22 protein-coding genes are annotated in these 23,346 nt (G+C 69.3%); 17 read left to right on the top strand and 5 right to left on the bottom strand.

All coding sequences use genetic code 11. From position 1 onward, the window contains the following. Positions 1-50: 50 nt before the first annotated feature. Positions 51-668 (bottom strand): TetR/AcrR family transcriptional regulator, encoded by a 618-nt coding sequence (locus tag Q0599_RS25900; RefSeq protein ID WP_298835660.1) that lies wholly within the window; start codon positions 666-668, stop codon positions 51-53. Between the two features lie 108 nt (positions 669-776). Between Q0599_RS25900 and Q0599_RS25895 the strand changes: the two genes are divergently transcribed. Beyond that, a complete protein-coding gene (locus tag Q0599_RS25895) occupies positions 777-2,576 on the top strand; it encodes a feruloyl-CoA synthase (protein ID WP_298835658.1) in 1,800 nt (599 codons plus the stop codon). Positions 2,577-2,593: 17 nt separating this feature from the next. Next, positions 2,594-3,844: a thiolase family protein gene (locus Q0599_RS25890; RefSeq protein WP_298835656.1), complete on the top strand. Its 1,251-nt coding sequence runs from the start codon at positions 2,594-2,596 to the stop codon at positions 3,842-3,844. On the opposite strand, the gene Q0599_RS25885 is transcribed toward Q0599_RS25890, so the two are convergent. Continuing rightward, complete coding sequence (locus Q0599_RS25885; RefSeq protein WP_298835654.1) at positions 3,829-4,710, bottom strand: amidohydrolase family protein; 882 nt, start codon at positions 4,708-4,710, stop codon at positions 3,829-3,831. The genes Q0599_RS25890 and Q0599_RS25885 overlap by 16 nt on opposite strands. Positions 4,711-4,849: 139 nt before the next feature. Between Q0599_RS25885 and Q0599_RS25880 the strand changes: the two genes are divergently transcribed. From Q0599_RS25880 to Q0599_RS25835, 10 genes are read left to right on the top strand one after another with little or no spacing between them, the layout of a single operon-like run. Further along, on the top strand, positions 4,850-5,662 hold the full coding sequence (locus Q0599_RS25880) for a crotonase/enoyl-CoA hydratase family protein (protein WP_298835652.1): 813 nt from the start codon (positions 4,850-4,852) through the stop codon (positions 5,660-5,662). Then, a complete protein-coding gene (locus Q0599_RS25875) occupies positions 5,659-7,512 on the top strand; it encodes a feruloyl-CoA synthase (protein WP_298835650.1) in 1,854 nt (617 codons plus the stop codon). Before Q0599_RS25880 ends, Q0599_RS25875 begins: the two co-directional genes overlap by 4 nt. Before the next feature lie 12 nt (positions 7,513-7,524). After that, positions 7,525-8,289 (top strand): SDR family NAD(P)-dependent oxidoreductase, encoded by a 765-nt coding sequence (locus Q0599_RS25870; RefSeq protein WP_298835648.1) that lies wholly within the window; start codon positions 7,525-7,527, stop codon positions 8,287-8,289. Between the two features lie 5 nt (positions 8,290-8,294). Then, on the top strand, positions 8,295-8,714 hold the full coding sequence (locus Q0599_RS25865) for a thioesterase family protein (RefSeq protein WP_298835646.1): 420 nt from the start codon (positions 8,295-8,297) through the stop codon (positions 8,712-8,714). 34 nt (positions 8,715-8,748) lie between these two features. Then, positions 8,749-9,882 carry an ABC transporter substrate-binding protein gene (locus Q0599_RS25860; protein ID WP_298835644.1) on the top strand — a complete coding sequence of 378 codons (1,134 nt, stop codon included), beginning with the start codon at positions 8,749-8,751 and terminating at the stop codon, positions 9,880-9,882. Positions 9,883-9,885: 3 nt separating this feature from the next. Continuing rightward, positions 9,886-10,926 carry a branched-chain amino acid ABC transporter permease gene (locus Q0599_RS25855; protein WP_298835642.1) on the top strand — a complete coding sequence of 347 codons (1,041 nt, stop codon included), beginning with the start codon at positions 9,886-9,888 and terminating at the stop codon, positions 10,924-10,926. A gap of 4 nt (positions 10,927-10,930) precedes the next feature. Further along, complete coding sequence (locus tag Q0599_RS25850; RefSeq protein WP_298835640.1) at positions 10,931-12,691, top strand: branched-chain amino acid ABC transporter ATP-binding protein/permease; 1,761 nt, start codon at positions 10,931-10,933, stop codon at positions 12,689-12,691. A gap of 1 nt (position 12,692) precedes the next feature. Continuing rightward, complete coding sequence (locus Q0599_RS25845) at positions 12,693-13,433, top strand: ABC transporter ATP-binding protein (RefSeq protein WP_298835638.1); 741 nt, start codon at positions 12,693-12,695, stop codon at positions 13,431-13,433. Positions 13,434-13,445: 12 nt separating this feature from the next. Continuing rightward, the gene (locus Q0599_RS25840; RefSeq protein WP_298835636.1) at positions 13,446-15,194 is read left to right on the top strand and encodes an acyl-CoA dehydrogenase family protein; all 1,749 of its coding nucleotides are present in this window, start codon (positions 13,446-13,448) and stop codon (positions 15,192-15,194) included. Further along, positions 15,191-15,691: a MarR family winged helix-turn-helix transcriptional regulator gene (locus Q0599_RS25835; protein ID WP_298835634.1), complete on the top strand. Its 501-nt coding sequence runs from the start codon at positions 15,191-15,193 to the stop codon at positions 15,689-15,691. The genes Q0599_RS25840 and Q0599_RS25835 overlap by 4 nt, the downstream gene beginning before the upstream one ends. Here Q0599_RS25835 and Q0599_RS25830 read toward each other — a convergent pair. From Q0599_RS25830 to Q0599_RS25820, 3 genes are all read right to left on the bottom strand, one after another. Then, positions 15,683-16,579, bottom strand: a complete 897-nt coding sequence (locus Q0599_RS25830; RefSeq protein ID WP_298835632.1) for an alpha/beta fold hydrolase — start codon at positions 16,577-16,579, stop codon at positions 15,683-15,685. The genes Q0599_RS25835 and Q0599_RS25830 overlap by 9 nt on opposite strands. A gap of 209 nt (positions 16,580-16,788) precedes the next feature. Beyond that, positions 16,789-17,433 (bottom strand): TetR/AcrR family transcriptional regulator, encoded by a 645-nt coding sequence (locus tag Q0599_RS25825; protein WP_298835630.1) that lies wholly within the window; start codon positions 17,431-17,433, stop codon positions 16,789-16,791. Positions 17,434-17,473: 40 nt separating this feature from the next. Then, a complete protein-coding gene (locus Q0599_RS25820) occupies positions 17,474-18,592 on the bottom strand; it encodes a 5-methyltetrahydropteroyltriglutamate--homocysteine S-methyltransferase (RefSeq protein ID WP_298835628.1) in 1,119 nt (372 codons plus the stop codon). 265 nt (positions 18,593-18,857) lie between these two features. Here Q0599_RS25820 and Q0599_RS25815 point away from each other — a divergent pair, with 265 nt between their 5' ends. From Q0599_RS25815 to Q0599_RS25795, 5 genes are read left to right on the top strand one after another with little or no spacing between them, the layout of a single operon-like run. Further along, positions 18,858-20,036: an ABC transporter substrate-binding protein gene (locus Q0599_RS25815; protein WP_298835626.1), complete on the top strand. Its 1,179-nt coding sequence runs from the start codon at positions 18,858-18,860 to the stop codon at positions 20,034-20,036. 39 nt (positions 20,037-20,075) lie between these two features. Continuing rightward, positions 20,076-20,936 carry a branched-chain amino acid ABC transporter permease gene (locus Q0599_RS25810; protein ID WP_298835624.1) on the top strand — a complete coding sequence of 287 codons (861 nt, stop codon included), beginning with the start codon at positions 20,076-20,078 and terminating at the stop codon, positions 20,934-20,936. Continuing rightward, a complete protein-coding gene (locus Q0599_RS25805; RefSeq protein WP_298835620.1) occupies positions 20,933-21,889 on the top strand; it encodes a branched-chain amino acid ABC transporter permease in 957 nt (318 codons plus the stop codon). The genes Q0599_RS25810 and Q0599_RS25805 overlap by 4 nt, the downstream gene beginning before the upstream one ends. After that, positions 21,886-22,641, top strand: coding sequence for an ABC transporter ATP-binding protein (locus Q0599_RS25800; protein WP_298835618.1), 756 nt, complete (start codon positions 21,886-21,888; stop codon positions 22,639-22,641). Before Q0599_RS25805 ends, Q0599_RS25800 begins: the two co-directional genes overlap by 4 nt. Next, the gene (locus tag Q0599_RS25795; protein WP_298835616.1) at positions 22,634-23,341 is read left to right on the top strand and encodes an ABC transporter ATP-binding protein; all 708 of its coding nucleotides are present in this window, start codon (positions 22,634-22,636) and stop codon (positions 23,339-23,341) included. Before Q0599_RS25800 ends, Q0599_RS25795 begins: the two co-directional genes overlap by 8 nt. Positions 23,342-23,346 lie beyond the last annotated feature (5 nt).

The following is a 23,346-nucleotide window of genomic DNA, read 5'->3' as shown; positions in this document are numbered from 1 at the left end:
GACGATGCTGACACGCTAAGGCGACGGGGCGGTCGCGGCGTTGACGACCGTCAAGTCAGTGGTGTCGTCACCAGGCGCTGCAGCAGCGCGCTGCGGTCCTTCTTCTGCGCTGCCGTGCCCTGCGTGGCCAGCAGTGATTCGGCCACCTCGTAGGCATAGAGGATGAAGGCGCGCCCGCGCGCCTCGGCGATGGTGAATCCCAGCGCCGAGAAGCACTGCGAGATGTAGGACAGGCGCCGCGCATCGACCTCGTCGACCGCATGCCGCGCCAGCGCGTCGCGCCGGGCCCAGGCGCGGATGGCGAGCTCCACGCGTGCCGCCCGCTGCGCGGCTCGGCCGCGGAAGGGCAGCGAGATCAGCTCGCCGATCAGTGCCTGGGGGTCGCCCTGCTGGCCTTCGAAGCGCCGGATCACCTGCTCGGTGGCGCCGTCGCGCCAGCCGTTGAGCACGGCGACGAGCAGCGCCTCGCGGTCCTTGAAGTGCCAGTAGAAGCTGCCACGCGTGACTGCCAGCGCCTTGGCCAGCACGTCCACGCGCACCGCGTCGATGCCCTGGTCGATGAGCAGCTCCGTGGCGGCGGCGATCCAGGCCTCGGGAGTGAGCGTGCTGCGCGCCGGCTCGTCGGCGGCGCGGCGCGTGCGCGATCGGGTGGCGGGGCGTGCCGTCATGTGCCGATGATGCCATACACAAATGTACGGAACTTGGGGCAATCCCCGAGTGCAATATCGTGCAGGATGCCTACCATCCTTTCCATACATTAGTGTATGGAGCAAGACATGGCCCGCAGCTTCTTCGACGACCCGGCGATGCTGGCGCCGCCGCGCACCGTGCAGGTCCGGTTCGACGGCGGTGCCTTCGTGCTGCGTTCGCCCGAGCCGCTGAAGCCCTACGCGCGCTGCATCGGCGAATGGCTGGACCATTGGGCGCAGGCCACGCCCGAGGCCGTCTTTCTTGCCGAGCGCGATGCGGCGGGCGGCTGGCGCAGGCTGAGCTATGCGCAGGTGCGCAAGACCGTCGGCTCCATCGCGCAGAGCCTGATCGGCCTGCACCTGCCGCCGGGGCGGCCGGTGGTGGTGCTGTCGGACAACGCCGTCGACCACGCGCTGCTGATGCTCGCCGCCATGCACGTCGGCCGGCCGGTGTGCACGGTGTCCAGCGCCTACTGCCGCCTGACCCAGGACCACACGAAGATCCACGGCATCCTCAACACGCTCGGCCCGGCGCTGGTCTACGCGTCGGACGCCGCGGTGTACGGGCCGGCGATCGCCAGTGCGGCGCTTGGCGTGGTCACGGTGTTCAGCCAGGGCGCCGAGTCGCATCCCGGCGCGTTGAGCTTCGACAGCCTGACGCGCACCGCCGAGAGCCCGGCGGTGATGCAGGCCTTCGAGGCCATCCAGCCCGACGATCACGCCAAGTACCTGCTGACCTCGGGGTCGACCGGCCACCCCAAGGTGGTCATCAACACCCACCGCATGCTGTGCGCCAACCAGCAGATGATCGCCCAGGTCTGGCGCTTCCTCGAGCACGAGAAGCCGGTGGTGCTCGACTGGCTGCCCTGGAGCCACACCTTCGGCGGCAACCACAACTTCAACCTCGTGCTGCGCAACGGCGGTGCGCTCTACATCGACGAAGGCCGCCCGGCGCCGGGGCTGGTGGAGAAGTCGGTGAAGAACCTGCTGGAGGTGAAGCCGACGCTGTATTTCAACGTGCCGCGCGGCTTCGACATGCTGCTGCCCTTCCTCGAGAAGGACGAGGCGCTGGCGCGCGAATTCTTCGCGCGGCTGCGCATGGTGTTCTACGCCGGCGCGGCGCTGGCGCAGTCGAGCTGGGAGCGTCTGGAGGCGGTGGCGCGCAAGGTGCGCGACGAGCCGGTGTGGTTCACCACCTCGTGGGGCTCGACCGAGACCTCGCCGGCCATCACCTCGGCCCACTGGCGGCTCGAACGCGCCGGCTGCATCGGCGCGCCGCTGCCCGGCATGGAGCTGAAGTTCGTGCCGAACGGCGAGAAGCTGGAGATGCGCGTGCGCGGCGTGTCGGTGTTCCCCGGCTACCGCAATGCGCCGGCACTGACCACGCAGGCCTTCGACGAGGAGGGCTACTACCGCATCGGCGACGCCGGCTACCTGGTCGATGTCGAGCGCCCCGAGCGCGGCGTGGCGTTCAACGGCCGCGTCGCCGAGGACTTCAAGCTGTCGTCGGGCACCTGGGTGTCGGTGGGCACGCTGCGGCTGAGGGTGGTGTCGGCCCTGGCGCCGCTGGCGCAGGACGCGGTGATCGCCGGGCACGACCGCGGCGACGTGGGCGTGCTGCTGTTCCCGAGTCCGGCCGCCAAGGACGTGCCGGCCGCGGAGCTGGCCGAGCGCACCCGCGCCGCCCTCGCCGCGCTGCGCGCTGAAGGCGGAGGCTCGTCGCAGACCCCGGTGCGCGCGCTCTGGCTCGCCGAGCCGCCGAGCGCCGATGCCGGCGAGATCACCGACAAGGGCTACATCAACCAGGGCGCGGTGCTGCGCCGCCGCGCGGCGGAGGTCGAAGCCCTCTACGCCGCCATGCCCGACGCGCGGGTCGTCCGCGCCTGAACCGGAGTTCGAACACCATGTCCCGCGGCCTCTTCCAGTCCTTCGACGACACCTGGATCCTCGACGGCGTGCGCACGCCGATGGTCGACTACTGCGGCGCCTTTGCCGACGCCAACCCGATCGACCTGGGCATCAAGGTCGCGCGCGAGGTGCTGAGGCGCACCCGCATCGCCGCCGACCGGGTCGACTCGGTGCTCGCCGGCAACATGGCGCCGGGCGGCTTCGACCAGTTCTACGTGCCGCGGCACATCGGCCTGTACGCCGGCGTGCCTTGCGAGATCCCGTCGATCATGGTGCAGCGCATCTGCGGCACCGGCTTCGAGCTGTTCCGCCAGGCCGGCGAGCAGATCGCCACGGGCGCGGCGAGCCTGGCGCTGGTCGTCGGCACCGAGTCGATGACGCGCAACCCGATTGCCGCCTTCGAGCACCGCCAGGGCTTCAAGCTGGGCATGGCGCCGCAATTCCGCGACTACATGTGGGAGGCGCTGACCGATCCGGCACCGGCGATCTCGATGATCCAGACCGCCGAGAACCTCGCGAAGAAGTACGGCATCACGCGCGAGGCGGTGGATGCCTTTGCGAGCGAGTCGTTCGCACGGGCGGTGGCGGCGCAGGAGGCCGGCTACTTCGCCGGCGAGATCGTGCCGGTCACCAGCGAGGTGTTCGAGCTCGAAGGCTACAAGCCGCGTGGCCTGCGTCTCGCGGGCAAGGCGCCGACGGCCGACCGCGACACGCATCCGCGCCTGTCGCCGCCCGAGGTGCTGGCCAGGCTGCGACCGGTGTTCAAGGACGGCGTGCAGACCGGCGGCAACAGCTCGGCGCTGACCGACGCGGCGGTGGCGGCCCTGGTGGGCTCGGGGGCTGCGGCGCGCGACTGGGGCGGACGGCCGCTGGCGCGACTCGCTGCGGCTGCCGCGGTCGGGGTGCCGCCGGAGATCATGGGCATCGGCCCGGCGCCGGCAATCCGGCTGCTGCTCGAGCGCACCGGCCTGGCGCTCGACGACATCGCCCGCTTCGAGATCAACGAAGCGCAGGGCGCGCAGACGCTGGCGGTGCAGCGCGAGCTGGGGCTCGACCCGGCGAAGCTGAACGTGAAGGGCGGTGCGATCGCGCTCGGGCATCCGCTGGCCGCCACCGGGGTGCGCCTGACCGTGACGGTGGCGCGCCAGCTGCAGGAGATCGGCGCGCGCTGGGGTGTGGCCTCCGCGTGCGTGGGCGGCGGGCAAGGCATCGCCCTGCTCGTGGAGAACCCTCAGGCCGCCGGCTGAGGCTCGCCGAGTCCGAGCAGCCTCATCGCATTCGTCTTCAGGATCTTCTCGTGCACGGCCGGCTTGAATCCCGCCTCGGTGAAATCCTTCATCCAGCGCTCGGGCGTGATGAGCGGGTAGTCGCTGCCGAACAGCATGCGGTCCTTCAGCAGCGTGTTGGCGTACTGCACCAGCTGGGGCGGAAAGTATTTCGGGCTCCAGCCCGAAAGGTCGATCCACACGTTCGGCTTGTGCAGCGCCAGGCTCAGCGCCTCGTCCTGCCACGGCCAGCTCGGGTGCGCCACCACGATCTGGATGTCGGGAAATTCGATCGCCACGTCCTCCAGCAGCATCGGGTTGCTGTTCTGCAGCCGCAGGCCGCCGCCGCAGCGCATGCCCGAGCCGATGCCGGAGTGGCCGCTGTGGAAGATCGCCGGCAGCTTGTACTCGGCGATCACCTCGTAGATCGGCCAGGCCATCTTGTCGTAGGGCAGGAAGCCCTGCACCGTCGGGTGGAACTTGAAGCCCTTGACGCCGTGCTCCTGGACGAGGCGGCGCGCCTCGCGCGCGCCCATCTTGCCCTTGTGCGGGTCGATGGAGGCGAAGGCGATCATCATGTCGCTGTTCTTCGCGGCCGCCTCGCAGATCTCCTCGTTGGGGATGCGGCGCCGGCCCAACTGGGCCTCGCTGTCGACGGTGAACATCACCAGGCCGATCTTCTTCTCGCGGTAGTAGGCGACGGTCTCGTCGATGGTTGGCCGGCGGTTCGAGCCGAAGTACTTGTCGGCGGCGCGGTCGTACTCCTCCCCGTAGTTGTCGAAGGGGTTCCAGCAGGACACCTCGGCGTGCGTGTGCACGTCGATGGCGATCAGGTCGGCGGTGTTCATGACGTCTCCGGCAGTCGGCGCAATTGCTTCCGAACGATAACTAAAACGCCAAGGCGGCACAAGACAAAGAGCGGGTTTACCCGGTGGATGTGGCGCGCAAACTAGTTAAGACTTCTAACTAAATTCGCGAGACCCCACCATGAGCCTCCACTTCGTTCCCGCCACTGGCGTGCTGGCGTCCCTGGACCTTCTGCGCATCGAGGTCGCCGATGCCGTCGCCCACATCCGGCTGAACCGGCCGGCCAAGCGCAATGCCATCAACGACGCGCTGGTGGCCCAGCTGCACAGCGCCTTCGTCTCGCTGCCCGAGGGCGTGCGCGCCGCGGTGCTGACCGGCGAGGGCGACCACTTCTGCGCCGGCCTCGATCTCTCCGAGCTCAGCGAGCGCAGCGTCGCCGAAGGCGTGATCCACTCGCGCACCTGGCATGCGGCGATGGACGCCATCCAGTTCGGCCGCGTGCCGGTGGTGGCCGTGCTGCATGGCGCGGTGGTCGGAGGCGGTCTGGAGATCGCCAGCAGCTGCCACATCCGCGTTGCTGAGGAGAGCGCGTACTACGGCCTGCCCGAAGGCCAGCGCGGCATCTTCGTCGGCGGCGGCGGCTCGGCGCGCGTGCCGCGACTGGCCGGCGTGCAGACCATGACCGACATGATGCTCACCGGCCGTGTGCTCGACGCACACGAGGGCGAGCGTCGCGGCCTGTCGCAGTACGTCGTCGCCGACGGTGCCGGCTTCGCCAAGGGCTGCGAGTTGGCGGCGAAGATCGCGGGCAATGCGCCGCTGTCCAATTTCGCGGTGATGCAGGCGCTGCCGCGCATCGCCGACCTGTCGCAGAGCGACGGCCTGTTCGTCGAGTCGCTGATGGCCGCCATCGCGCAAGGCGACGACGCGGCCAAGCAGCGCGTGCGAGCCTTCCTGGAGAAGCGCGCGGGCAAGGTGGGCAAGTCCTCATGAGCGCGGTGGCGGCGAAATATCGTCCGTTGCCCGTCGGTGGCTCGCTGGCGGCGCACTTCGACAGGCGTGCCGACGGCACGACGCTGGTCACGTCGAAGGAGGCGCTCGGCGAGTACCCCGGGCGGCTCACCGACCGGCTGCTGCATTGGGCGCAGCTGTCGCCCGGGCACACGCTGGCCGCCAAGCGCGTGCACGGCGGCGACTGGCGCCGCATCGGCTACGCCGAGGCCGTCGACGCCGCGAAGCGCATCGCCCAGTCGCTGCTCGACATGGGCCTGTCCGCCCAGCATCCGGTGGCCATCCTGTCGGACAACGACCTCGAGCACCTGCTGCTCGGCCTGGGCGCGATGTTTGCCGGCGTGCCCTTCGCGCCGATCTCCCCGGCCTACTCGACCGTCTCGCAGGACTACGGCAAGCTGCGCCACATCCTCGGCGTGCTGACCCCGGGGCTGGTGTTCGCCTCCAGCGCGAGCGGCTACGGCCGTGCCATTGCCGCCACGGTGCCGGCCGATACGCCGGTGGTGCTGACGACGGGCGGCATCGAAGGGCGCAAGACGCTGTGCTTCGACGACCTGCTCGCCGCCCCGGCCACCGCCGCGGTCGACGCTGCGCACGAACGCGTCGGGCCGGACACCATCGCCAAGTTCCTCTTCACCTCGGGCTCGACGAAGCTGCCCAAGGGCGTGATCAACACGCAGCGCATGATCTGCGCCAACCAGCAGCAGATCCTGCAGTGCTTCCCCGGCCTCGGCCAAGTGCGGCCGGTGCTGGTCGACTGGCTGCCGTGGAACCACACGTTCGGCGGCAACCACAACGTCGGCCTGACGATCTACAACGGCGGCACGCTCTACATCGACGAAGGCAAGCCGACGCCGGCGCTGATTCACGAGACTCTGCGCAACCTGCGCGAGATCTCGCCCACGGTGTACTTCAACGTGCCCAAGGGCTTCGAGGAGATCGCCAACGCGATGGAGGACGATGCGACGCTGCGCGACTCGCTGTTCGCACGCGTCAGCATGTTCTTCTTCGCCGGCGCCGGCCTGTCGCAGCCGGTGTGGGACAAGCTCGACCGCCTCGCCGAGGCGAGCTGCGGCGAGCGCATCCGCATGCTCACCGGCCTGGGCATGACCGAGACCGCGCCGTTCGCGATGTGCGCCAATGCCGAAGAGGTGAAGTCCGGCCACATCGGCTTGCCGGCTCCCGGCATGGAGCTCAAGCTGGTGCCGACCGGCGACAAGACCGAGGTGCGTTACCGCGGCCCCAACGTCACGCCGGGCTTCTGGCGTGCGCCGGAGCAGACTGCCGAATCCTTCGACGACGAGGGCTTCTACTGCAGCGGCGATGCCGTCAAGCCGATCGATCCCGCCGAGCCCGGCCGCGGTTTCCTGTTTGACGGCCGCACCGCCGAGGACTTCAAGCTCTCCACCGGCACCTTCGTCTCCGTCGGGCCGCTGCGCGCGCGCATGATCGCCGCCGGCGACCCCTGCGTGCAGGACGTGGTGGTGGCCGGCCTGAACCGCGACGAGATCGGTGTGCTGATCTTCCCGCGCCTGGACGCCTGCCGCGCGTTCGCCAACCTGAGCGCCTCGGCGCCTGTACTCGACGTGCTCGGCGCGCCGGACGTGCGTGCCTTCTTCCAGCGCCTGATCGACGGCCAGTGGAGCGCCGGCACCGGCAGCGCGACCCGCGTGGCCCGCGCGATCGTGCTGGCCGACCCGCCGAGCATCGACCGTGGCGAAGTCACTGACAAGGGCTCGATCAACCAGCGCGCCGTGCTCACGCACCGCGATTCGCTGGTCGAGCATCTCTACGCGGGCGGCGAGGGCGTGATCCTGCCGTCCCGGCACTGAGGACGGACACCCATGGACATCTCCGGACAAGCCGCCATCGTCACCGGCGGGGCCTCGGGCCTCGGCGCCGCCACCGCGCGCGAGCTCGCGCGCCAGGGCGCGAAGGTCGCGGTGCTCGATCGCAACGCCGAGGGTGCGGCGGCAGTGGCCGCCGAGATCGGCGGCATCGGGGTCGGCTGCGACATCTGCGACACCGACAGCGTGCTCGCGGCGCTGGAGTCCGCCCGTGCCCTGCACGGCCCGGCACGGATGCTGATGAACGTGGCCGGCATCGGCACGGCCCGCCGCATCGTCGGCAAGGACGGCTCGCCCGCGCCGCTGGAGGACTTCGAGCGCGTGGTGCGCGTCAACCTGATCGGCACCTACAACATCACGCGGCTCGCGGTGGCCGAGATGGTCGGGCTCGAGCCGCTGGCTGACGGCGAGCGCGGCGTGATCGTCAACACCGCCTCGGTGGCGGCATTCGACGGCCAGGTCGGCCAGGAGGCCTATTCGGCGTCCAAGGGCGGCATCGTCGGCATGACGTTGCCGCTGGCGCGCGACCTTGCCCAGTTCGGCGTGCGCGTGTGCACCATCGCACCGGGCCTGTTCCTCACGCCGCTGATGGCCGAACTGCCGCAGGCGGTGCAGGACTCGCTGGCGGCGAGCATTCCCTTCCCGAAGCGTCTGGGCAAACCCGAAGAGTTCGCGCATCTCGCCGCGGGCATCATCCGCAATCTTTCGCTCAACGGCGAAGTGATCCGCCTCGACGGTGCCTTGCGCATGGCGCCGCGCTGAACAACATGGCCAAGACCACCCTTCACCGCGTCGAGGTGCACTTCGGCGATTGCGACCCGGCCGGCATCGTGTTCTTCCCCAATTTCTCGCGCTGGATGGATGCTGCCTCGCTGAAGTTCTTCATGGACTGCGGACTGCCGCCCTGGCGCGAACTGGTGAAGACGCGCGGCATCGTCGGCACGCCGCTGCTCGAGATCAACACCAGGTTCATCAAGTCCGTGACCTATGGCGAGACGATCACCATCGCCACCTGGATCGAGGAGTGGCGCGACAAGGTGTTCGTGCAAATGCACCGTGTGACGCGCGGCGACGAGCTCATCTGCGAAGGCCGCGAGGTGCGTGCCTTCGTGAAGCGCGACCCGGACAACCCCGAGCGCCTGCGCGCCATTCCCGTTCCCGACGACATCAAGGCCATGTGCTCTTGATCACCCTTCCCCTCTCAACTCCGGAGACATGACGATGAAAGCTCTGAAGACAATGGTCGCCGTCGCGGCAGCCTTGCTGGCCGGCGCCGCGCAGGCCGACATCACCATCGGCATCAGCCTGCCGCTGACCGGCCCGGCCTCCGGCCTGGGCATCCCGATGGCCAACTACATCAAGCTGTGGCCGACCGAGATCGCCGGCGAGAAGCTCAAGGTCACCGTGCTCGACGACGGCACCGACCCGACCAAGGGCGTGACCAACGCGAAGAAGTTCATCACCGAGGACAAGGCCGACATCGTCATGGGCTCGGCGGCCACGCCGGTGGCCATCGCGATGGCCGACACCATCGCCGAGTCGGGCACGGTGCAGTTCATGTTCTCGCCGGCCGTGCTGCCCGCGGGCAAGGACCACTGGGCCTTCCGCCTGCCGCAGGGCAACGCGGTGATGGCGCACGCGATGATCGAGCACATGAAGAAGAACGGCGTGAAGACCGTCGGCTTCCTCGGCTATACCGATGCCTACGGCGAGAGCTGGCTGAACGACTTCAAGGCGCAGTCGCAACTGCTCGGCGGGCCGCAGATCATCGCCGTCGAGCGCTTCGCGCGCGCCGACACCAGCGTGACCGGGCAGGCCCTCAAGCTGGTGGCCGCCAACCCCGACGCGATGCTGATCGTCGCCTCCGGCTCGGGTGCCGCGATGCCGCACAAGGGCATCGTCGAGCGCGGCTTCAAGGGCAAGATCTACCAGACGCATGCCGCGGCTTCGCGCGACCTGGTGCGCGTGGGCGGCAAGGATGTCGAGGGCGCCTTCGTGTCCTCCGGCCCGGCCGTGATTCCCGAGCAACTGCCGGCCAACCATCCTTCCAAGGCGATCGCGGCTGACTTCGTCGCCAAGTACGAGAAAGCCTACGGAGCGGGCAGCCGCAACCAGTTTGCCGGCCATGCCTACGATGCCATCATCGTGCTCGAGAAGACCGTGCCTGTGGCATTGAAGAAGGGCAAGCCCGGCACCAAGGAGTTCCGCGCCGCGCTGCGCGACGCGGTGGAGAACATGGGCCGCACCGTCGTCTCGCATGGCGTGCTGAACTACACCAAGGACAACCACTGGGGCTTCACGACGGAGACCGGCGTCATCCTCAAGGTGGTGAACGGCGACTGGAAGGTCGAGTAAACGATGGACTTCACGATCGCCAGCATCCTGACGCTGGACGGCGTCACCAACGGCGCGGTCTACGCGCTGCTGGCCCTGGCCACGGTGCTGGTGTTCGCCGTCACGCGGGTGATCTTCATCCCGCAGGGCGAGTTCGTCGCCTACGGCGCGCTCACGCTCGCGCTGCTGCAGCTCGGGCAGGTGCCGGGCACGGTGTGGCTGCTGCTGGTGATGGCGGTGGTCGCGGCCGTGCTCGACGCCGTGGCCGCGCTGCGGCGCGGGCTGCCGGCGGCGTCGGTGGCCACGGGCGCGCTGAAGGCGCTCGCATTCCCGGTGGCGGTCACGGCCTTCGCCTGGTGGGCGGCGCCGAGGCAGCTGCCGCTGCTGCTGCAGAGCCTGCTGACGCTGGCGATCGTGACCCCGCTCGGCCCCTTGCTCTACCGCCTGGCCTACGAGAAGCTCGCCGACGCCACCGTGCTGGTGCTGCTGATCGTCTCGGTCGGCGCGCATTTCGCGCTCACGGGCCTGGGCCTGGTGTTCTTCGGCGCCGAGGGATTCCGCAACCCGAGCTTCTGGGATGCGCGCTTTTCGGCCGGGCCGCTGACGCTGTCGGGCCAGACGCTGATCATCTTCATGGTCTCGATCGCGCTGATCGTCGCGCTCTTCCTGTTCTTCGAGCGCACGCTGCGCGGCAAGGCACTGCGCGCGACGGCGGTGAACCGCCTCGGCGCGCGGCTGATGGGCATCTCGACGTCGGGGGCTGGCCGGCTGAGCTTCGGCCTGGCCGCCTTCATGGGCGCGCTGTCGGGACTGTTGATCGGGCCGACGACGACGATGTTCTACGACTCCGGCTTCCTCATCGGCCTGAAGGGCTTCGTCGCCGCCATCTTCGGCGCGCTGGCCAGCTACCCGGCCGCCGCGCTCGGCGCCATCTTCGTCGGCCTGATCGAGAGCTTCGGCTCGTTCTGGGCCAGTGCCTTCAAGGAGGTCATCGTCTTCACGCTGATCATCCCCGTGCTGCTGTGGCGTTCGTTCCAGCACGGCCATCACGATGAAGAAGAGTGACGCCATGCGCCGCAACGTCCTGATTGCCTTCGTCCTGCTCGTCGCCGCGCTGCCGTTGCTGCCGGTGCCCGAGTTCTGGATTACCCAGGCCAACTACATCGGCCTGTACTCGCTGGTGGCCATCGGCCTCGTGCTCCTCACCGGCGTGGCCGGCCTCACCAGCTTCGGCCAGGCGGCCTTCGTCGGCATGGGCGCCTACACCGCGGCCTACCTGACGCTGACGCACGGCGTGTCGCCCTGGATCACGGTGTGGTTCGGCCTGGCCTTCACCTTTGTCGCAGCGCTCATCCTCGGATGGGTGACGCTGCGCATGTCGGGACATTACCTGCCGCTGGCCACCATCGCCTGGGGCCTGAGCCTGTACTACCTGCTCGGCAACATCGACGCCTTGGGCAAGTACGACGGCCTGCTCGGCATCCCGGCCATCGAGTTCTTCGGCATCGTGCTCAACACCGGACGCCACTTCTATTACCTGCTGTGGCTGCTGGTGCTGCTGGCGGCCTTCGGTGCGATTCGCCTGCTCGATTCGCGCACTGGCCGCGCGCTGCGCGCCGTCAAGGGCGGCACGACCATGGCCGAGGCGATGGGCGTGAACACCTTCCGGCTCAAGGTGACGGCCTTCGTGCTCGCCGCGCTGCTGGCCAGCGTGTCGGGCTGGCTGTTCGCGCATTTCCAGCGCACCGTCAACCCGTCGCCGTTCGGGCTGAACAAGGGCATCGAGTACCTGTTCATGGCGGTGATCGGCGGCGTCGGCCACGTCTGGGGCGCGGTCGTCGGCTCCACCGTGGTCAAGGTGATGGAGGAGCAGCTGCAGGACTGGCTGCCCAGGCTGTTCGGCACCAGCGGCAACTACGAGGTCATCGTCTTCGGCATCCTGCTGATCCTCGTGCTGCAGTACGCTCGCGACGGCATCTGGGCCTTCGTCGAGGCGCGCTTTCCCAAGCCGGCGCGCACGGTCGACTGGGCCGAGGCGCAGCCGCTGCCGCACCGGGAGCAGCCACCGCGCGGCGAGGTGGTGCTCGACGTGAAGGACGCGCGCAAGGAGTTCGGCGGCCTGGTGGCCGTCAATGACGTCAGCTTCCAGGTGTGCGCGGGCCAGATCCTCGGCCTGATCGGGCCGAATGGGGCGGGCAAGTCGACCACGTTCAACCTCGTCACCGGCGTGCTGCCGGCGACGCGCGGCAAGGTGATGCTGCGCGGCCAGGAGATCCAGACCCTGCCCTCGCGCGAGATCGCGGCGCGCGGCGTGGCACGCACCTTCCAGCACGTGAAGATGATCCCGACGATGACCGTGCTGGAGAACGTCGCGCTCGGCGCCCACCTGCGCGGCTCCGCCGGTGTGGCCTCCGCCGTGCTGCGGCTGGACCGCACGGAAGAGAAGCGCCTGCTGCGCGAGGCGCAGCGCCAGCTCGAGCGCATCGGCATGGCCGACCGCATGCACGAGCTCGCCGGCAACCTCGCGCTGGGTCCGCAGCGGCTGATGGAGATCGCCCGCGCGCTGTGCGCCGACCCGATGCTGCTGCTGCTCGACGAGCCGGCCGCCGGACTGCGCCTGAAGGAGAAGCAGGCGTTGGCGGACGTGCTGCGCCAGCTGCGCGACGAAGGCATGGCCATCCTGCTCGTCGAGCACGACATGGACCTGGTCATGGGCCTGGTCGACCGCGTGGTGGTCATGGAGTTCGGCACCCGGCTGATCGAGGGCACACCGGAGGAAGTCCAGGCCAGTCCGGCGGTCCGTGCGGCCTACCTCGGCACGGAGCACTGAGATGTCTGAACTCATTCTCGACGTCAAGGACCTGCACGCTGGCTACGGCCGCGCCGAAGTGCTGCACGGCCTGAACATCCAGGCCGGGAAGGGCAGCGTGGTCACCGTGATCGGCCCGAACGGCGCCGGCAAGTCGACGCTGCTCAACGCGCTGATGGGCGTGCTGCCTTCGCGCGGCACGATCGCCTACCGCGGGCAGCCCATGGGCCTGAAGACGCTGGAAGAGCGAGTGATGCAGGGCATCGCGCTGGTGCCCGAGACGCGTGCCCTGTTTGGCACCATGCCGGTGGAGGACAACCTTCTGCTCGGGGGCTACCGCCAGGTGCTGCTCGGCCGGAAGAATGGCGGCGAGGTGCTGGAGCAGGTCTACACGCTGTTCCCGCGCCTGAAGGAACGCCGCACGCAGCTTGCGGGCACGCTCTCCGGCGGCGAGCGCCAGATGCTCGCGGTCGGCCGTGCGCTGATGAGCCAGCCGGAGCTGCTGATGCTCGACGAGCCCAGCCTGGGTCTCGCGCCGCTGGTGGTGAAGGAGATCTTCCGCACCATCGAAAAGCTTCGCGCCACCGGCGTGACCATCCTGCTCGTCGAGCAGAACGCACGCGCCGCGCTGGAGGTGGCCGACCACGGCTACGTGCTCGAGATGGGCGAGATCGCGCTGGAGGGACCGGCCGAGGAACTGGCCCGCGACCCGCGCGTGATCGACACCTATCTCGGTGCCGCGCGGCAGAAGAGCAACGCCTGAGGGAACGCCGCGATGTGGCAGTACGAAGCGCCGCTGCGCGACATGCGCTACGTGATCGAGGAGGTGCTGAGCCTGCCGGCGCACTGGGCGGGCATGCCAGCCTTCGCCGAGCTCGATGCCGACACCGCGCGCCAGGTGCTCGCGGAGGCGGCACGCTTCGCCACCGAGGTGCTGGCGCCGACGAATGGGCCCGGCGACCTCGAAGGCTGCACGCTCGCCGACGGCGATGTGCGCACGCCGAAGGGATTCAAGGCGGCCTACCGTGCGTTCGTCGAGGCCGGCTGGCCGGCGCTGGCCTGCGATCCCGCCTTGGGCGGCCAGGGCCTGCCGCAGGTGCTCAATGCCGCGCTCTACGAGATGCTGGCCGCGGCGAACCATGCCTGGACCATGTACCCGGGGCTGCTGCACGGTGCTTACGAGTGCCTGCACCTGCACGCCAGCGCCGAGCTGAAGCAGCGCTACCTCGCCAAGTTGGTCAGCGGCGAATGGCTGTCGACGATGTGCCTCACCGAGGCTCATGCCGGCTCGGACCTCGGGCTGCTGTCCACCAAGGCAACGCCGGCGGCCGACGGCAGCTATGCGCTGCGGGGCACGAAGATCTTCATCTCCGGCGGAGATCACGACCTCACCGACAACATCGTGCATCTGGTGCTGGCGCGGCTGCCCGATGCGCCCGCGGGCACCAAGGGCATCTCGCTCTTCCTCGCGCCGAAGATCCTGCCTGACGGTGCGCGCAATGCGCTGCGCTGCGACGGCCTCGAGAAGAAGATGGGCATCAAGGGCAGCGCCACCTGCGTGATGGCCTTCGACGGCGCCACGGGCTGGCTGGTCGGTGAGCCGAATCGCGGCCTGGCGGCGATGTTCGCGATGATGAATGCGGCGCGGCTGCATGTCGCGCTGCAGGGCCTGGCCCACGCGCAGAACGCGCACCGCAATGCGCTCGTCTACGCGCACGAACGCTTGCAGTCGAGGGCGCCGGTGCGTGACGGTGGCGGGGCGGCCGACCCCATCGTGCTGCACCCGGCGATGCGCCGCACGCTGCTGCGCCAGCGCGTGCTGGTCGAAGGCTCGCGCCTGATCGCCTACGAAGCCGCGCACCTGCTCGACCTCGCCGAGCACGCGCAGGATGCCGCGCTGCGCGAGCGCGCCCAGGACCACGCCGCGCTGCTCACGCCGGTGCTGAAGTCCTTCCTCACCGACAACGGCTTCGCGCTCGCCAGCGACGCGCTGCAGGTGTTCGGCGGGCACGGCTACACGCATGACTGGGGCATCGAACAATGCGTGCGCGACGCACGCATCGCGATGATCTACGAGGGCACCAACCAGATCCAGGCGATCGACCTCGTCGTGCGCAAGCTGGTGGCCGACGGCGGGCGCAGGTTCTGCGACTGGCTGGAGGTGCTGGCGGCAGCCTTGCCGCGCGAGGCGCGTTACAGCGCCGCGGCGGCCGAGCAGCTGATGTGCCTGTGCAAGCTGGCGCGCGACGTGGCCACTGCGTCGCGCGGCGATGCCGAACTGCCGTTCCGCGTCGCCGACGACCTGCTGCGAGCCACCGGCCTGGCGCTGATCGCACACGCCTGGGCGCGCGCCGAGGCGGTGTCGGCGCGGACCGTCCATGACGGCGATGCCTTCCACGCCACCAAGCGAGAGAGTGCCGCGCACTGCTTCACACACTTGCGGCCCGAATTCGACCATGCGCTCGCGCAGGCGCGCGCCGGCTGGCAGCCGTTCGCGAGGCTGGACCTGCCGCGGACGGCATGACGAGCGGACACGGCAGCCCGACCGGGCTCGATCACTCCCGCCTGACGAGCCTGGTGGGATACGTTGCCAGTCGCGCGGCGATCGAGCTGCGCAAGGACTTCGCGCGCGAGCTCGGACCGCTCGGGCTGAAGGTGCTGGACTACTCCATCCTCGTGCTCGTCGCGGCCAACGCCGAGGTCAACCAGAAGCAGCTCGGCGAGGCGCTGGACGTGTCGGCGCCGAACATGGCGATCACGCTCGACCGCCTGGTCGAGCGTGGCTGGGTCGAGCGTGTGCGCAGCACGCAGGATCGCCGCGCGATGATCATCCACCTCACGCCGGCCGGCCGCGAGCTGGTCGACCGCGCGGAGAAGATCGCCGCCACCATGGAACGAGACACGCTGGCCGTGCTCTCGCAGGCGGAGCGCGCCCTGCTCGTCGAGCTGCTGCTCAAGGTGGGCCTGCGCGCGCCGCCGCGCCGGCGCGGCGTGCGCGAAGGGACCACCGTCTCAGGCTGAAGCCTGGCCGCGCAGGTGCGCGGCCACGCTCAGCGCCACGCCTTCGTCGTCCAGGATGCGCCGGTGGCCGAGCCCCTGCCGCGGCTCCAGCCGCAGCGAGGGCATCGCCTGGGCCAGCCGGCGGCTCGCCGCGAAGGGGGCGACGCGGTCGCCCTCGTCGTGCAGCAAGAGCACCGGCTGCGCCACGCGCGGTCCCAGCCAACCGGGCTCGTACTCGGCCAGCGGCACGCCTTCGCGATGCTCGATCTGCTGCCGCATGCGCTCGCCGAGGGCGGGCGGCAGCCCGAAGCTGCCGGCGAACCAGTCGATGAACTGCGCTGGCGGCGCCGAAGGCGCGATCAGCGCGAGGCGTTGCGCCGGCAGGCCGCGGGCGCTGGCATGCAGCGTGGCCAGCGCACCGAGCGAGTGGGCCACCACGCCGTGCAGGGGGCCGAGCCGCGCGGACGCCGCATGGACGGCGCGCGCGAACTGCGGCAGCGTGGCGCGCCAGCCGCCGCTGCGGCCGTGCGCGGGCAGGTCCAGCAGCACCGGGTCGAAGCCGTCCGCGGCGAGCGTGTCGGCCAGGCGCCGCATCTGCCCCGCGCTGCCGGCCCAGCCGTGCACCAGCAGCACGACCGGCCGGCCGGGGTCGATGTCGCCGCGCCGGTGCACGGCGAGCTGAACGCCCTCGAAGGGCCAATGCGTCACCGTCCAGGGCGCGGGCAGCGGCCGGCGTGCGGCGAGCTTCCACGGCAGCGGGGTGAAGAACAGGCGCAGCGCGCCGCGCGTGGTCCAGGTCGGCGCGAGCCGGTCGGCCACGCGCAGCGCCGCGCCGATGGCGCGCGCAGAAGGGCTGGCGGCGTAGAAGGCGGCGGCCGGGTTGGCGCCGGGAGAGGAGGGGGCGGCCATGGTCAGAAGAGCACCAGGTCGGCGTTGCGGCGCGGCACTGCGCGCCACAGGCGCGACGCAGCCCCGACGGTGCAGACGACGGCGGCCACCGCGGCGGCCCCGAGAACGACGATCAGCATGGTGAGCTTCCTTTCTTCGCACGAGCGTGCGAAATGTGGGCGCGGCGGATGACCGCGGAGTGGGGTGGGTGAATCATGTCGGTCGGCGGCTCAGCGCGCCGCGCGGTGCTCGGGCTGCACCTGAAGCGATGCGACCAGCCGTACATAGGCCGCCCAGGCGCGGTCGGCCGCTTTCGGGTCGCGCAGGAAGCGCGCCTCGCGCATCAGCGCGACGAACAGTCCGTCAAGTTCGTAGACGAGCTGTTCGGCATCGGTGTCGGGTTTCAGGTGACCGGCGTCGATGGCCTGGATGACGGTGCGCTTGAGTGCCGTGCGCCAGCGCCGCGTGCCATCGAGCAGCAGCTCGCGCAGCGGGCCCTCGCGGTCGTCGAATTCGAAGGCGCCGGCGCAGTAGATGCAGCCGGTGCGGATTTCCACGTCGCGGGCGCGCTGCAGCCACAGCCGCATGATCGCGTTCAGGCGCGGCAGGCCGCGCGGCTCGCGCATCGCGGGCACGAACACGTCCTGCAGGAAGCGGCGGTCGTACTCCTCGATCACCGCCTTCTGCAGGGCCTCGCGCGAGCCGATGCGCGAGAACACGCCGCTCTTGGACAGGCCCAGGCGCTTGGCCACCTCGCCGATGGTCAGGCTCTCCAGGCCATCCGCCGCCGCCATCTCGAGCGCGGTGTCGAGGATGGCGGCGAGCGTCAGCCCGCTGCGCTGCGTCTTCGCCTCGACCGTGATCGATCCGTCCATGGACGAGAATTTAGCACGGTCGTGCGCAAATGCAAGCGCCTCACCCCCACACTTCCTTCGCGGTCTCCACCACCAGTGCCAGCTTCCTGCGCTGGTCCTCTACCGCGATGTTGTTGCCGTGCACGGTGCTCGAGAAGCCGCACTGCGGCGACAGGCACAGCTGCTCCAGCGGCGCATACTGGGTCGCCTCGTCGATGCGGCGCTTGAGGTCGTCCTTTCTTTCCAGCTGGCCGAACTTGGTGGTCACCAGGCCGAGCACGACGATCTTGCCCTTGGGCAGGTAGCGCAGCGGGCGGAAGTCGCCCGAGCGCTCGTCGTCGTACTCGAGGAAGAAGGCGTCGAGATTCATCTCGGCCAGCAGCGCTTCGGCCACCGGCTCGTAGTTGCCGGCCGCGGCGTGGGTGCTCTTGAAGTTGCCGCGGCACAGGTGCATGGCCAGCGTCATGCCCGCGGGCTTGCGCGCCACCACCTTGTTGATGAACTTGGCGTAGCGGTGCGGCAGCTCGTTCGGGTCGTCACCACGCTGCCGGGCGGCCTCGCGCATCCGCTCGTCGCACAGGTAGGCGAGGTTCGTGTCGTCCATCTGCACGTAGCGGCAGCCTGCGTCGTGGAGCGACTGCAGTTCCTCGCCGTAGGCCTGCGCCACGTCGTCGTAGAACACCGGCTCCAGCTCGGGATAGGCCTCGCGGCTGATGCCGGCGCGGCCGCCGCGGAAGTGCAGCATGGTCGGGCTGGGGATCGTCACCTTGGGCGTCATGCCCGCCGCGACCTGGCGCTTCAGGTATTCGAAGTCGGCCTTCTGGATGTCCTTGACGTGGCGCACCTTGTCGATCACGCGGATCACCGGCGGCGCCAGCTCCTCGGTGCCGTCGGGCTTCTTCACCGTGACCGGAATGTCGGTCTTCACGCCCCCGAGCTGCTCGAGGAAGTCGATGTGGAAGTAGGTGCGCCGGAACTCACCGTCGGTGATCGACTGCAGGCCGACATCCTGCTGGAACCTGACGATTTCCGTGATCGCCCTGTCCTCCACCGCGCGCAGCTGCTCGGCGTTGATCTCCTTCTTGACGAAGAACTGCTCGCGGGCGTCGAGCAGGAACTTCGGACGCAGGAAGCTGCCGACATGGTCGGCGCGGAAGGGCGGCGTGGTGCGTACGGTCATGGCGATCTCCCGGGACTGGACGCGTCGATGATAGGTTCGCGCCGCGACCGGCGGCCACGCACGGCGGCATGCCTGCCATGCCCGATTGCGATAGCTGCTAGTCGGTGGCGCCCGTTGTGCGCGCACGGGCCCCGCAGCACCATCCCCCCGGCAAAATGCTGCCCCAGCGCGGAGTTGCCTCAGGGTTCTCCCGCGGTAGGTGAACCCCACGATATGTCTGGAACGGCCCGGCGCGAGAATCGGGCCCTTCTTCGGAGACCGTCTCATGCAAAAGCGCACCACCCTGCGCGGCATTGCCGCCGCGACCCTGACGTTGGGCCTCGGCCTGGCGGGCTCGCAGGCCCTCGCTGCCGACCCGATCAAGATCGGCCTGATCCTGCCCATGACCGGCCAGCAGGCCACCACCGGCCGGCAGATCGACGCGGCGGTGAAGCTCTACCTGGCTCAGAACGGCAACACGATCGCTGGGCGAAAGGTCGAGGTGATCGTCAAGGACGATGCCACCGTGCCCGACACGACGCGCCGACTCGCGCAGGAACTGGTGGTGCAGGAGAAGGTGGTCGCGCTGGCCGGCTTCGGGATCACGCCGGCGGCCATGGCCACGGCGCCGATCGCCACGCAGAGCAAGACACCGATGGTCGTGATGGCCGCGGCCACGTCGGCGATCACCGAGGCCTCGCCCTTCGTCGTGCGCACCAGCTTCACGCTGCCGCAGGCGGCCGTCGCGATGGCCGAGTGGGCGAACAAGAACAAGATCAAGAAGGTCGTCACGCTGGTCAGCGACTACGCGCCCGGCATCGACGCCGAGCGCTACTTCGCGGACCGCATGGTGCTCAACGGTGGCACCGTGGTCGACAAGCTGCGCACCCCGCTGCGCAGCCCGGACTTCGCGCCGGTGCTGCAGAAGGTGCGTGACGCGGCGCCCGAGGCGCTGTACGTGTTCCTGCCTTCGGGCCAGGGCGCGGCGTTCATGAAGCAGTTCGCCGAGCGCGGTCTGGACAAGGCCGGCATCCGGCTGATCGGGACCGGCGACATCACCGACGACGACCAGCTCAACGACATGGGCGACGTGGCGCTGGGCGTGGTGACTGCCCACCACTACTCAGCGAATCACAAGTCCGCCGCCAACCAGAAGTTCGTCGACGCCTTCAAGAAGGCCAACAACGGCATGCGCCCCAACTTCATGGCCGTGGGCGGCTACGATGGTATGCGCGTCATCATGGAGGCGCTGAAGGTCACCAAGGGCGCTGGCGGCGAGGCGCTGCTCAACGCGATGAAGGGGCAGGTCTTCGAGAGCCCTCGCGGCCAGGTTCTGATCGACGCGCAGACGCGCGACATCGTGCACGACATGTACTTCCGCAAGGTCGAGCGCGTCGGCGGCGAATTGCACAACGTCGAATTCGATGCGATCAAGGCGATGAAGGACCCGGGCAAGCAGAAGTGACCGCGACGCCCCGGGGCTGACGGCGGGGGCGGCCTTTCGATGCTGACTCTCCTTTTCGACGGCATCGCCTACGGCATGCTGCTCTTCGTGCTCGCGGTCGGGCTGGCCGTGACGCTCGGGTTGATGAACTTCGTCAACCTGGCGCACGGCGCCTTCGCGATGGCCGGTGGCTATGTCACGGTGCTGCTGATGGAGCGCGCCGGCGTGCCCTTCCTGGCCACGCTGCCGCTGGCCTTCCTTATCCCGGCGGCGATCGGCGCGGTGGCCGAGCGCACGCTGTACCGCCCGATGTACAAGCGGCCGCACCTCGACCACGTGCTGTTCTCCATCGGCATCGTCTTCATGACGGTGGCGGCGGTCGACTATGTCGTCGGCTCGCAGCAGCAGATCATCAAGCTCCCGGAGTTCCTGCAGGGCCGCTTCGAGGTCGCCGGGGTCGGCATCGGTCGCTACCGGCTCTTCATCATCGCCGTCTGCCTCGTGCTGACCGCGATCCTGCAGCTGATCCTCGCGCGCACCCGCTTTGGCAGCCGGCTGCGCGCCGCGGTGGACGACGCGCGCGTCGCTGCCGGCCTGGGCATCAACGTCAACCAGGTGTTCAGCATCACCTTCGCGGTGGGTTCGGGCCTGGCCGGCCTGGGCGGCGCGCTCGGCGCCGAGGTGCTGGGCCTGGACCCGAGCTTCCCGCTCAAGTTCATGATCTATTTTCTCATCGTCGTCTCGGTGGGCGGGACGACCACCATCACCGGTCCGCTGCTCGCCGCGCTGCTGCTGGGCATTGCCGATGTGATGGGCAAGTACTACGTGCCGCAGCTCGGCGCCTTCGTCGTCTACACCCTGATGGTGGCGATTTTGTTCTGGCGCCCGCAGGGACTGTTCGGACGGGCGGCGACGAAATGAGTTCCGCCCCTTCGCTTGCAGCGCTGCGACGGTGGAAGCCCTGGGAGCTGGCCATTCTTGTCGCGCTGCCCCTGACGTGGTTCGCCGTCGGCGAGCAGCATTCGCTGCTGGCCAACGAAATCGCCATCATCGCGCTGTTCGCCGTCTCGCTGGACCTGATCCTCGGCTATGCCGGCATCGTGTCGCTCGGTCACACCGCCTTCTTCGGCACCGGGGCCTATGCGGCGGCGTTGTTCGCCAAGCATGTGATGCCCGAGCCGCTGGTGGGCCTGGCGGTGGCGATCGCCATCACCGCGCTGCTCGGGGCGGCCAGCAGCGTGCTGGTCATGCGCGGCTCCGACCTGGCGCGCCTGATGATCACGCTGGGCGTTGCCGCCATCCTCTACGAGCTGGCGAACAAGCTCGATTTCACTGGCGGTGCCGACGGATTGCAGGGCGTGACCATCGGTGCGCTCGCCGGCCGCTTCGAGTTCGACCTCTACGGCCGCACCGCCTACGCCTACTCGCTGGTGGTGCTGCTGATCGGACTGCTGGTCGCACGGCGCATCGTCAAGTCGCCGTTCGGCTGGTCCCTGCAGGCGATCCGCGACAACCGGCTGCGCGCCGCGGCGATCGGTCTGAACGTCGACGCTCGCCTCGGCGTGATCTACACCATCTCGGCGGCGATGGCGGGAGCGGCTGGCGCGCTGCTGGCGCAGACCACCGGCTTCGCCTCGCTCGACGGCCTGGACTTCCACCGCAGCGCCGACGCCATGCTGATCGTGGTGATCGGCGGCGCCGGCTGGCTGTGGGGGGGGCTGTTCGGCGCGATCGCCTTCAAGCTGCTTCACGACCTCCTGTCGGCCTGGACGCCGCAGTACTGGACCTTCTGGCTGGGGCTGTTCCTCGTCGTGCTCGTCATGGTCGGCCGTGAGCGATTCTTCAAGCCATGGACGTGGTGGAAGAAGTCATGACCGTCGTCCTCGAAACCCGGAACCTGGTCAAGCGATTCGGCGCCTTCGCCGCCACCAACGACGTCTCGCTGAAGGTCGAGAAGGGCGCGCGCCAGGCGCTGATCGGCCCGAACGGCGCGGGCAAGACGACGCTGATCAACCTGCTCACCGGCGTGCTCGAGCCGACCTCGGGCAGCGTGATCCTCGAAGGCGAGGACATCACCTCGATCCCCTCGCACCAGCGCGTGCACCGCGGCATCGTGCGCACGTTCCAGATCAACCAGCTCTTCAACGAGCTGACCCCGCTGGAGTCTCTGGCACTGACAGTCTCGAATCAGCTCGGCATCGGGGGCCGCCTCTGGCAGGCGCTGGGCGGAGACGATCGCGTCGCGCAACGCTGCGACGAGCTGCTGAGGCAGTTCCACCTCGACGACGTGCAGGACCAGAAGGTCGCGCTGCTGGCCTACGGCAAGCGGCGGCAGCTGGAGATCGCCACGGCGCTGGCCTGCCGGCCCCGCGTGCTCTTGCTCGACGAGCCGGTGGCCGGCGTGCCCGAGGGGGAGCGCCAGGAGATCTTCGACATCGTCAACGCGCTGCCCGCCGAGGTGACGGTGCTGCTGATCGAGCACGACATGGACCTCGTCTTCAATTTTGCGCGCACGGTGTCGGTGCTGGTCAACGGCTCGCTGTTCGCCGAGGGCGACGTGCAAAGCATCGCCAGCGACCCGCGCGTCAAGTCGGTCTACCTCGGCGAGGGCACGCCCCATGGCTGAGCTGCTGCGCGTCGAGGGCCTGAAGTCCGGCTACGGCGAGGCCGTGGTGGTGCAGGGGGTGGACCTCGTGCTGGAGAAGGGCGCCTCGCTCGCCCTGCTCGGCCGCAACGGAACGGGCAAGACGACGCTGCTGAACACGCTGGTCGGCGCGACGCGCCACCATGCCGGTCGCATCGTGCTCGACGGGCGGGACATCACCCCCTTGCCCTCGTTCAAGCGCGCCGCCGCCGGCATTGGCTGGGTGCCGCAGGAGCGCAACATCTTCAAGTCGCTGAGCGTCGACGAGAATCTCACCGCGGTGGCGCGACCGGGGCCGTGGACGGTGGCGCGTGCCTACGAGATGTTCCCGCGCCTGGCCGAGCGGCGCGGCAACCTCGGCAACCAGCTCTCCGGCGGCGAGCAGCAGATGCTCGCGGTGGCGCGGGCTCTGGTGCTCAACCCCAAGCTGTTGCTGCTCGACGAGCCGCTGGAAGGCCTCGCGCCCATCATCGTCGAGGAGCTGCTGCGATCGATCGCGCGCGTGGTGCGCGACGAAGGCATGTCGGCGATCATCGTCGAGCAGAACCCGAAAATGATCCTGCCGATCACCCGTCACGCGGTGGTACTGGATCGAGGCGCCGTGGTGCACGAAGGCCAGAGCGACGCGCTCCTCTTGGATCCCGGGACCCTGGACAAGTGGCTGGCCGTGGCCAGCCACTGAGCGCA

Origin of the sequence: uncultured Piscinibacter sp., from assembly GCF_937952055.1 — a bacterium.
In the GTDB taxonomy this organism is placed as follows: Bacteria; Pseudomonadota; Gammaproteobacteria; order Burkholderiales; family Burkholderiaceae_C; genus Piscinibacter.
This window is presented reverse-complemented; position numbering and strand designations above follow the sequence as displayed.

Bases quoted from the DNA above. Each gene is read 5' to 3' on its own strand.
- Q0599_RS25830 (WP_298835632.1), bottom strand. From the start codon at position 16,579: ATGGCCGCCCCCTCCTCTCCCGGCGCCAACCCGGCCGCCGCCTTCTAC.
- Q0599_RS25850 (WP_298835640.1), top strand. From the start codon at position 10,931: ATGCGCCGCAACGTCCTGATTGCCTTCGTCCTGCTCGTCGCCGCGCTG.
- Q0599_RS25865 (WP_298835646.1), top strand. From the start codon at position 8,295: ATGGCCAAGACCACCCTTCACCGCGTCGAGGTGCACTTCGGCGATTGC.
- Q0599_RS25890 (WP_298835656.1), top strand. From the start codon at position 2,594: ATGTCCCGCGGCCTCTTCCAGTCCTTCGACGACACCTGGATCCTCGAC.
- Q0599_RS25855 (WP_298835642.1), top strand. From the start codon at position 9,886: ATGGACTTCACGATCGCCAGCATCCTGACGCTGGACGGCGTCACCAAC.
- Q0599_RS25895 (WP_298835658.1), top strand. From the start codon at position 777: ATGGCCCGCAGCTTCTTCGACGACCCGGCGATGCTGGCGCCGCCGCGC.
- Q0599_RS25835 (WP_298835634.1), top strand. From the start codon at position 15,191: ATGACGAGCGGACACGGCAGCCCGACCGGGCTCGATCACTCCCGCCTG.
- Q0599_RS25880 (WP_298835652.1), top strand. From the start codon at position 4,850: ATGAGCCTCCACTTCGTTCCCGCCACTGGCGTGCTGGCGTCCCTGGAC.
- Q0599_RS25810 (WP_298835624.1), top strand. From the start codon at position 20,076: ATGCTGACTCTCCTTTTCGACGGCATCGCCTACGGCATGCTGCTCTTC.
- Q0599_RS25820 (WP_298835628.1), bottom strand. From the start codon at position 18,592: ATGACCGTACGCACCACGCCGCCCTTCCGCGCCGACCATGTCGGCAGC.
- Q0599_RS25800 (WP_298835618.1), top strand. From the start codon at position 21,886: ATGACCGTCGTCCTCGAAACCCGGAACCTGGTCAAGCGATTCGGCGCC.
- Q0599_RS25795 (WP_298835616.1), top strand. From the start codon at position 22,634: ATGGCTGAGCTGCTGCGCGTCGAGGGCCTGAAGTCCGGCTACGGCGAG.
- Q0599_RS25900 (WP_298835660.1), bottom strand. From the start codon at position 668: ATGACGGCACGCCCCGCCACCCGATCGCGCACGCGCCGCGCCGCCGAC.
- Q0599_RS25860 (WP_298835644.1), top strand. From the start codon at position 8,749: ATGAAAGCTCTGAAGACAATGGTCGCCGTCGCGGCAGCCTTGCTGGCC.
- Q0599_RS25825 (WP_298835630.1), bottom strand. From the start codon at position 17,433: ATGGACGGATCGATCACGGTCGAGGCGAAGACGCAGCGCAGCGGGCTG.
- Q0599_RS25805 (WP_298835620.1), top strand. From the start codon at position 20,933: ATGAGTTCCGCCCCTTCGCTTGCAGCGCTGCGACGGTGGAAGCCCTGG.
- Q0599_RS25875 (WP_298835650.1), top strand. From the start codon at position 5,659: ATGAGCGCGGTGGCGGCGAAATATCGTCCGTTGCCCGTCGGTGGCTCG.
- Q0599_RS25870 (WP_298835648.1), top strand. From the start codon at position 7,525: ATGGACATCTCCGGACAAGCCGCCATCGTCACCGGCGGGGCCTCGGGC.
- Q0599_RS25815 (WP_298835626.1), top strand. From the start codon at position 18,858: ATGCAAAAGCGCACCACCCTGCGCGGCATTGCCGCCGCGACCCTGACG.
- Q0599_RS25840 (WP_298835636.1), top strand. From the start codon at position 13,446: ATGTGGCAGTACGAAGCGCCGCTGCGCGACATGCGCTACGTGATCGAG.
- Q0599_RS25845 (WP_298835638.1), top strand. From the start codon at position 12,693: ATGTCTGAACTCATTCTCGACGTCAAGGACCTGCACGCTGGCTACGGC.
- Q0599_RS25885 (WP_298835654.1), bottom strand. From the start codon at position 4,710: ATGAACACCGCCGACCTGATCGCCATCGACGTGCACACGCACGCCGAG.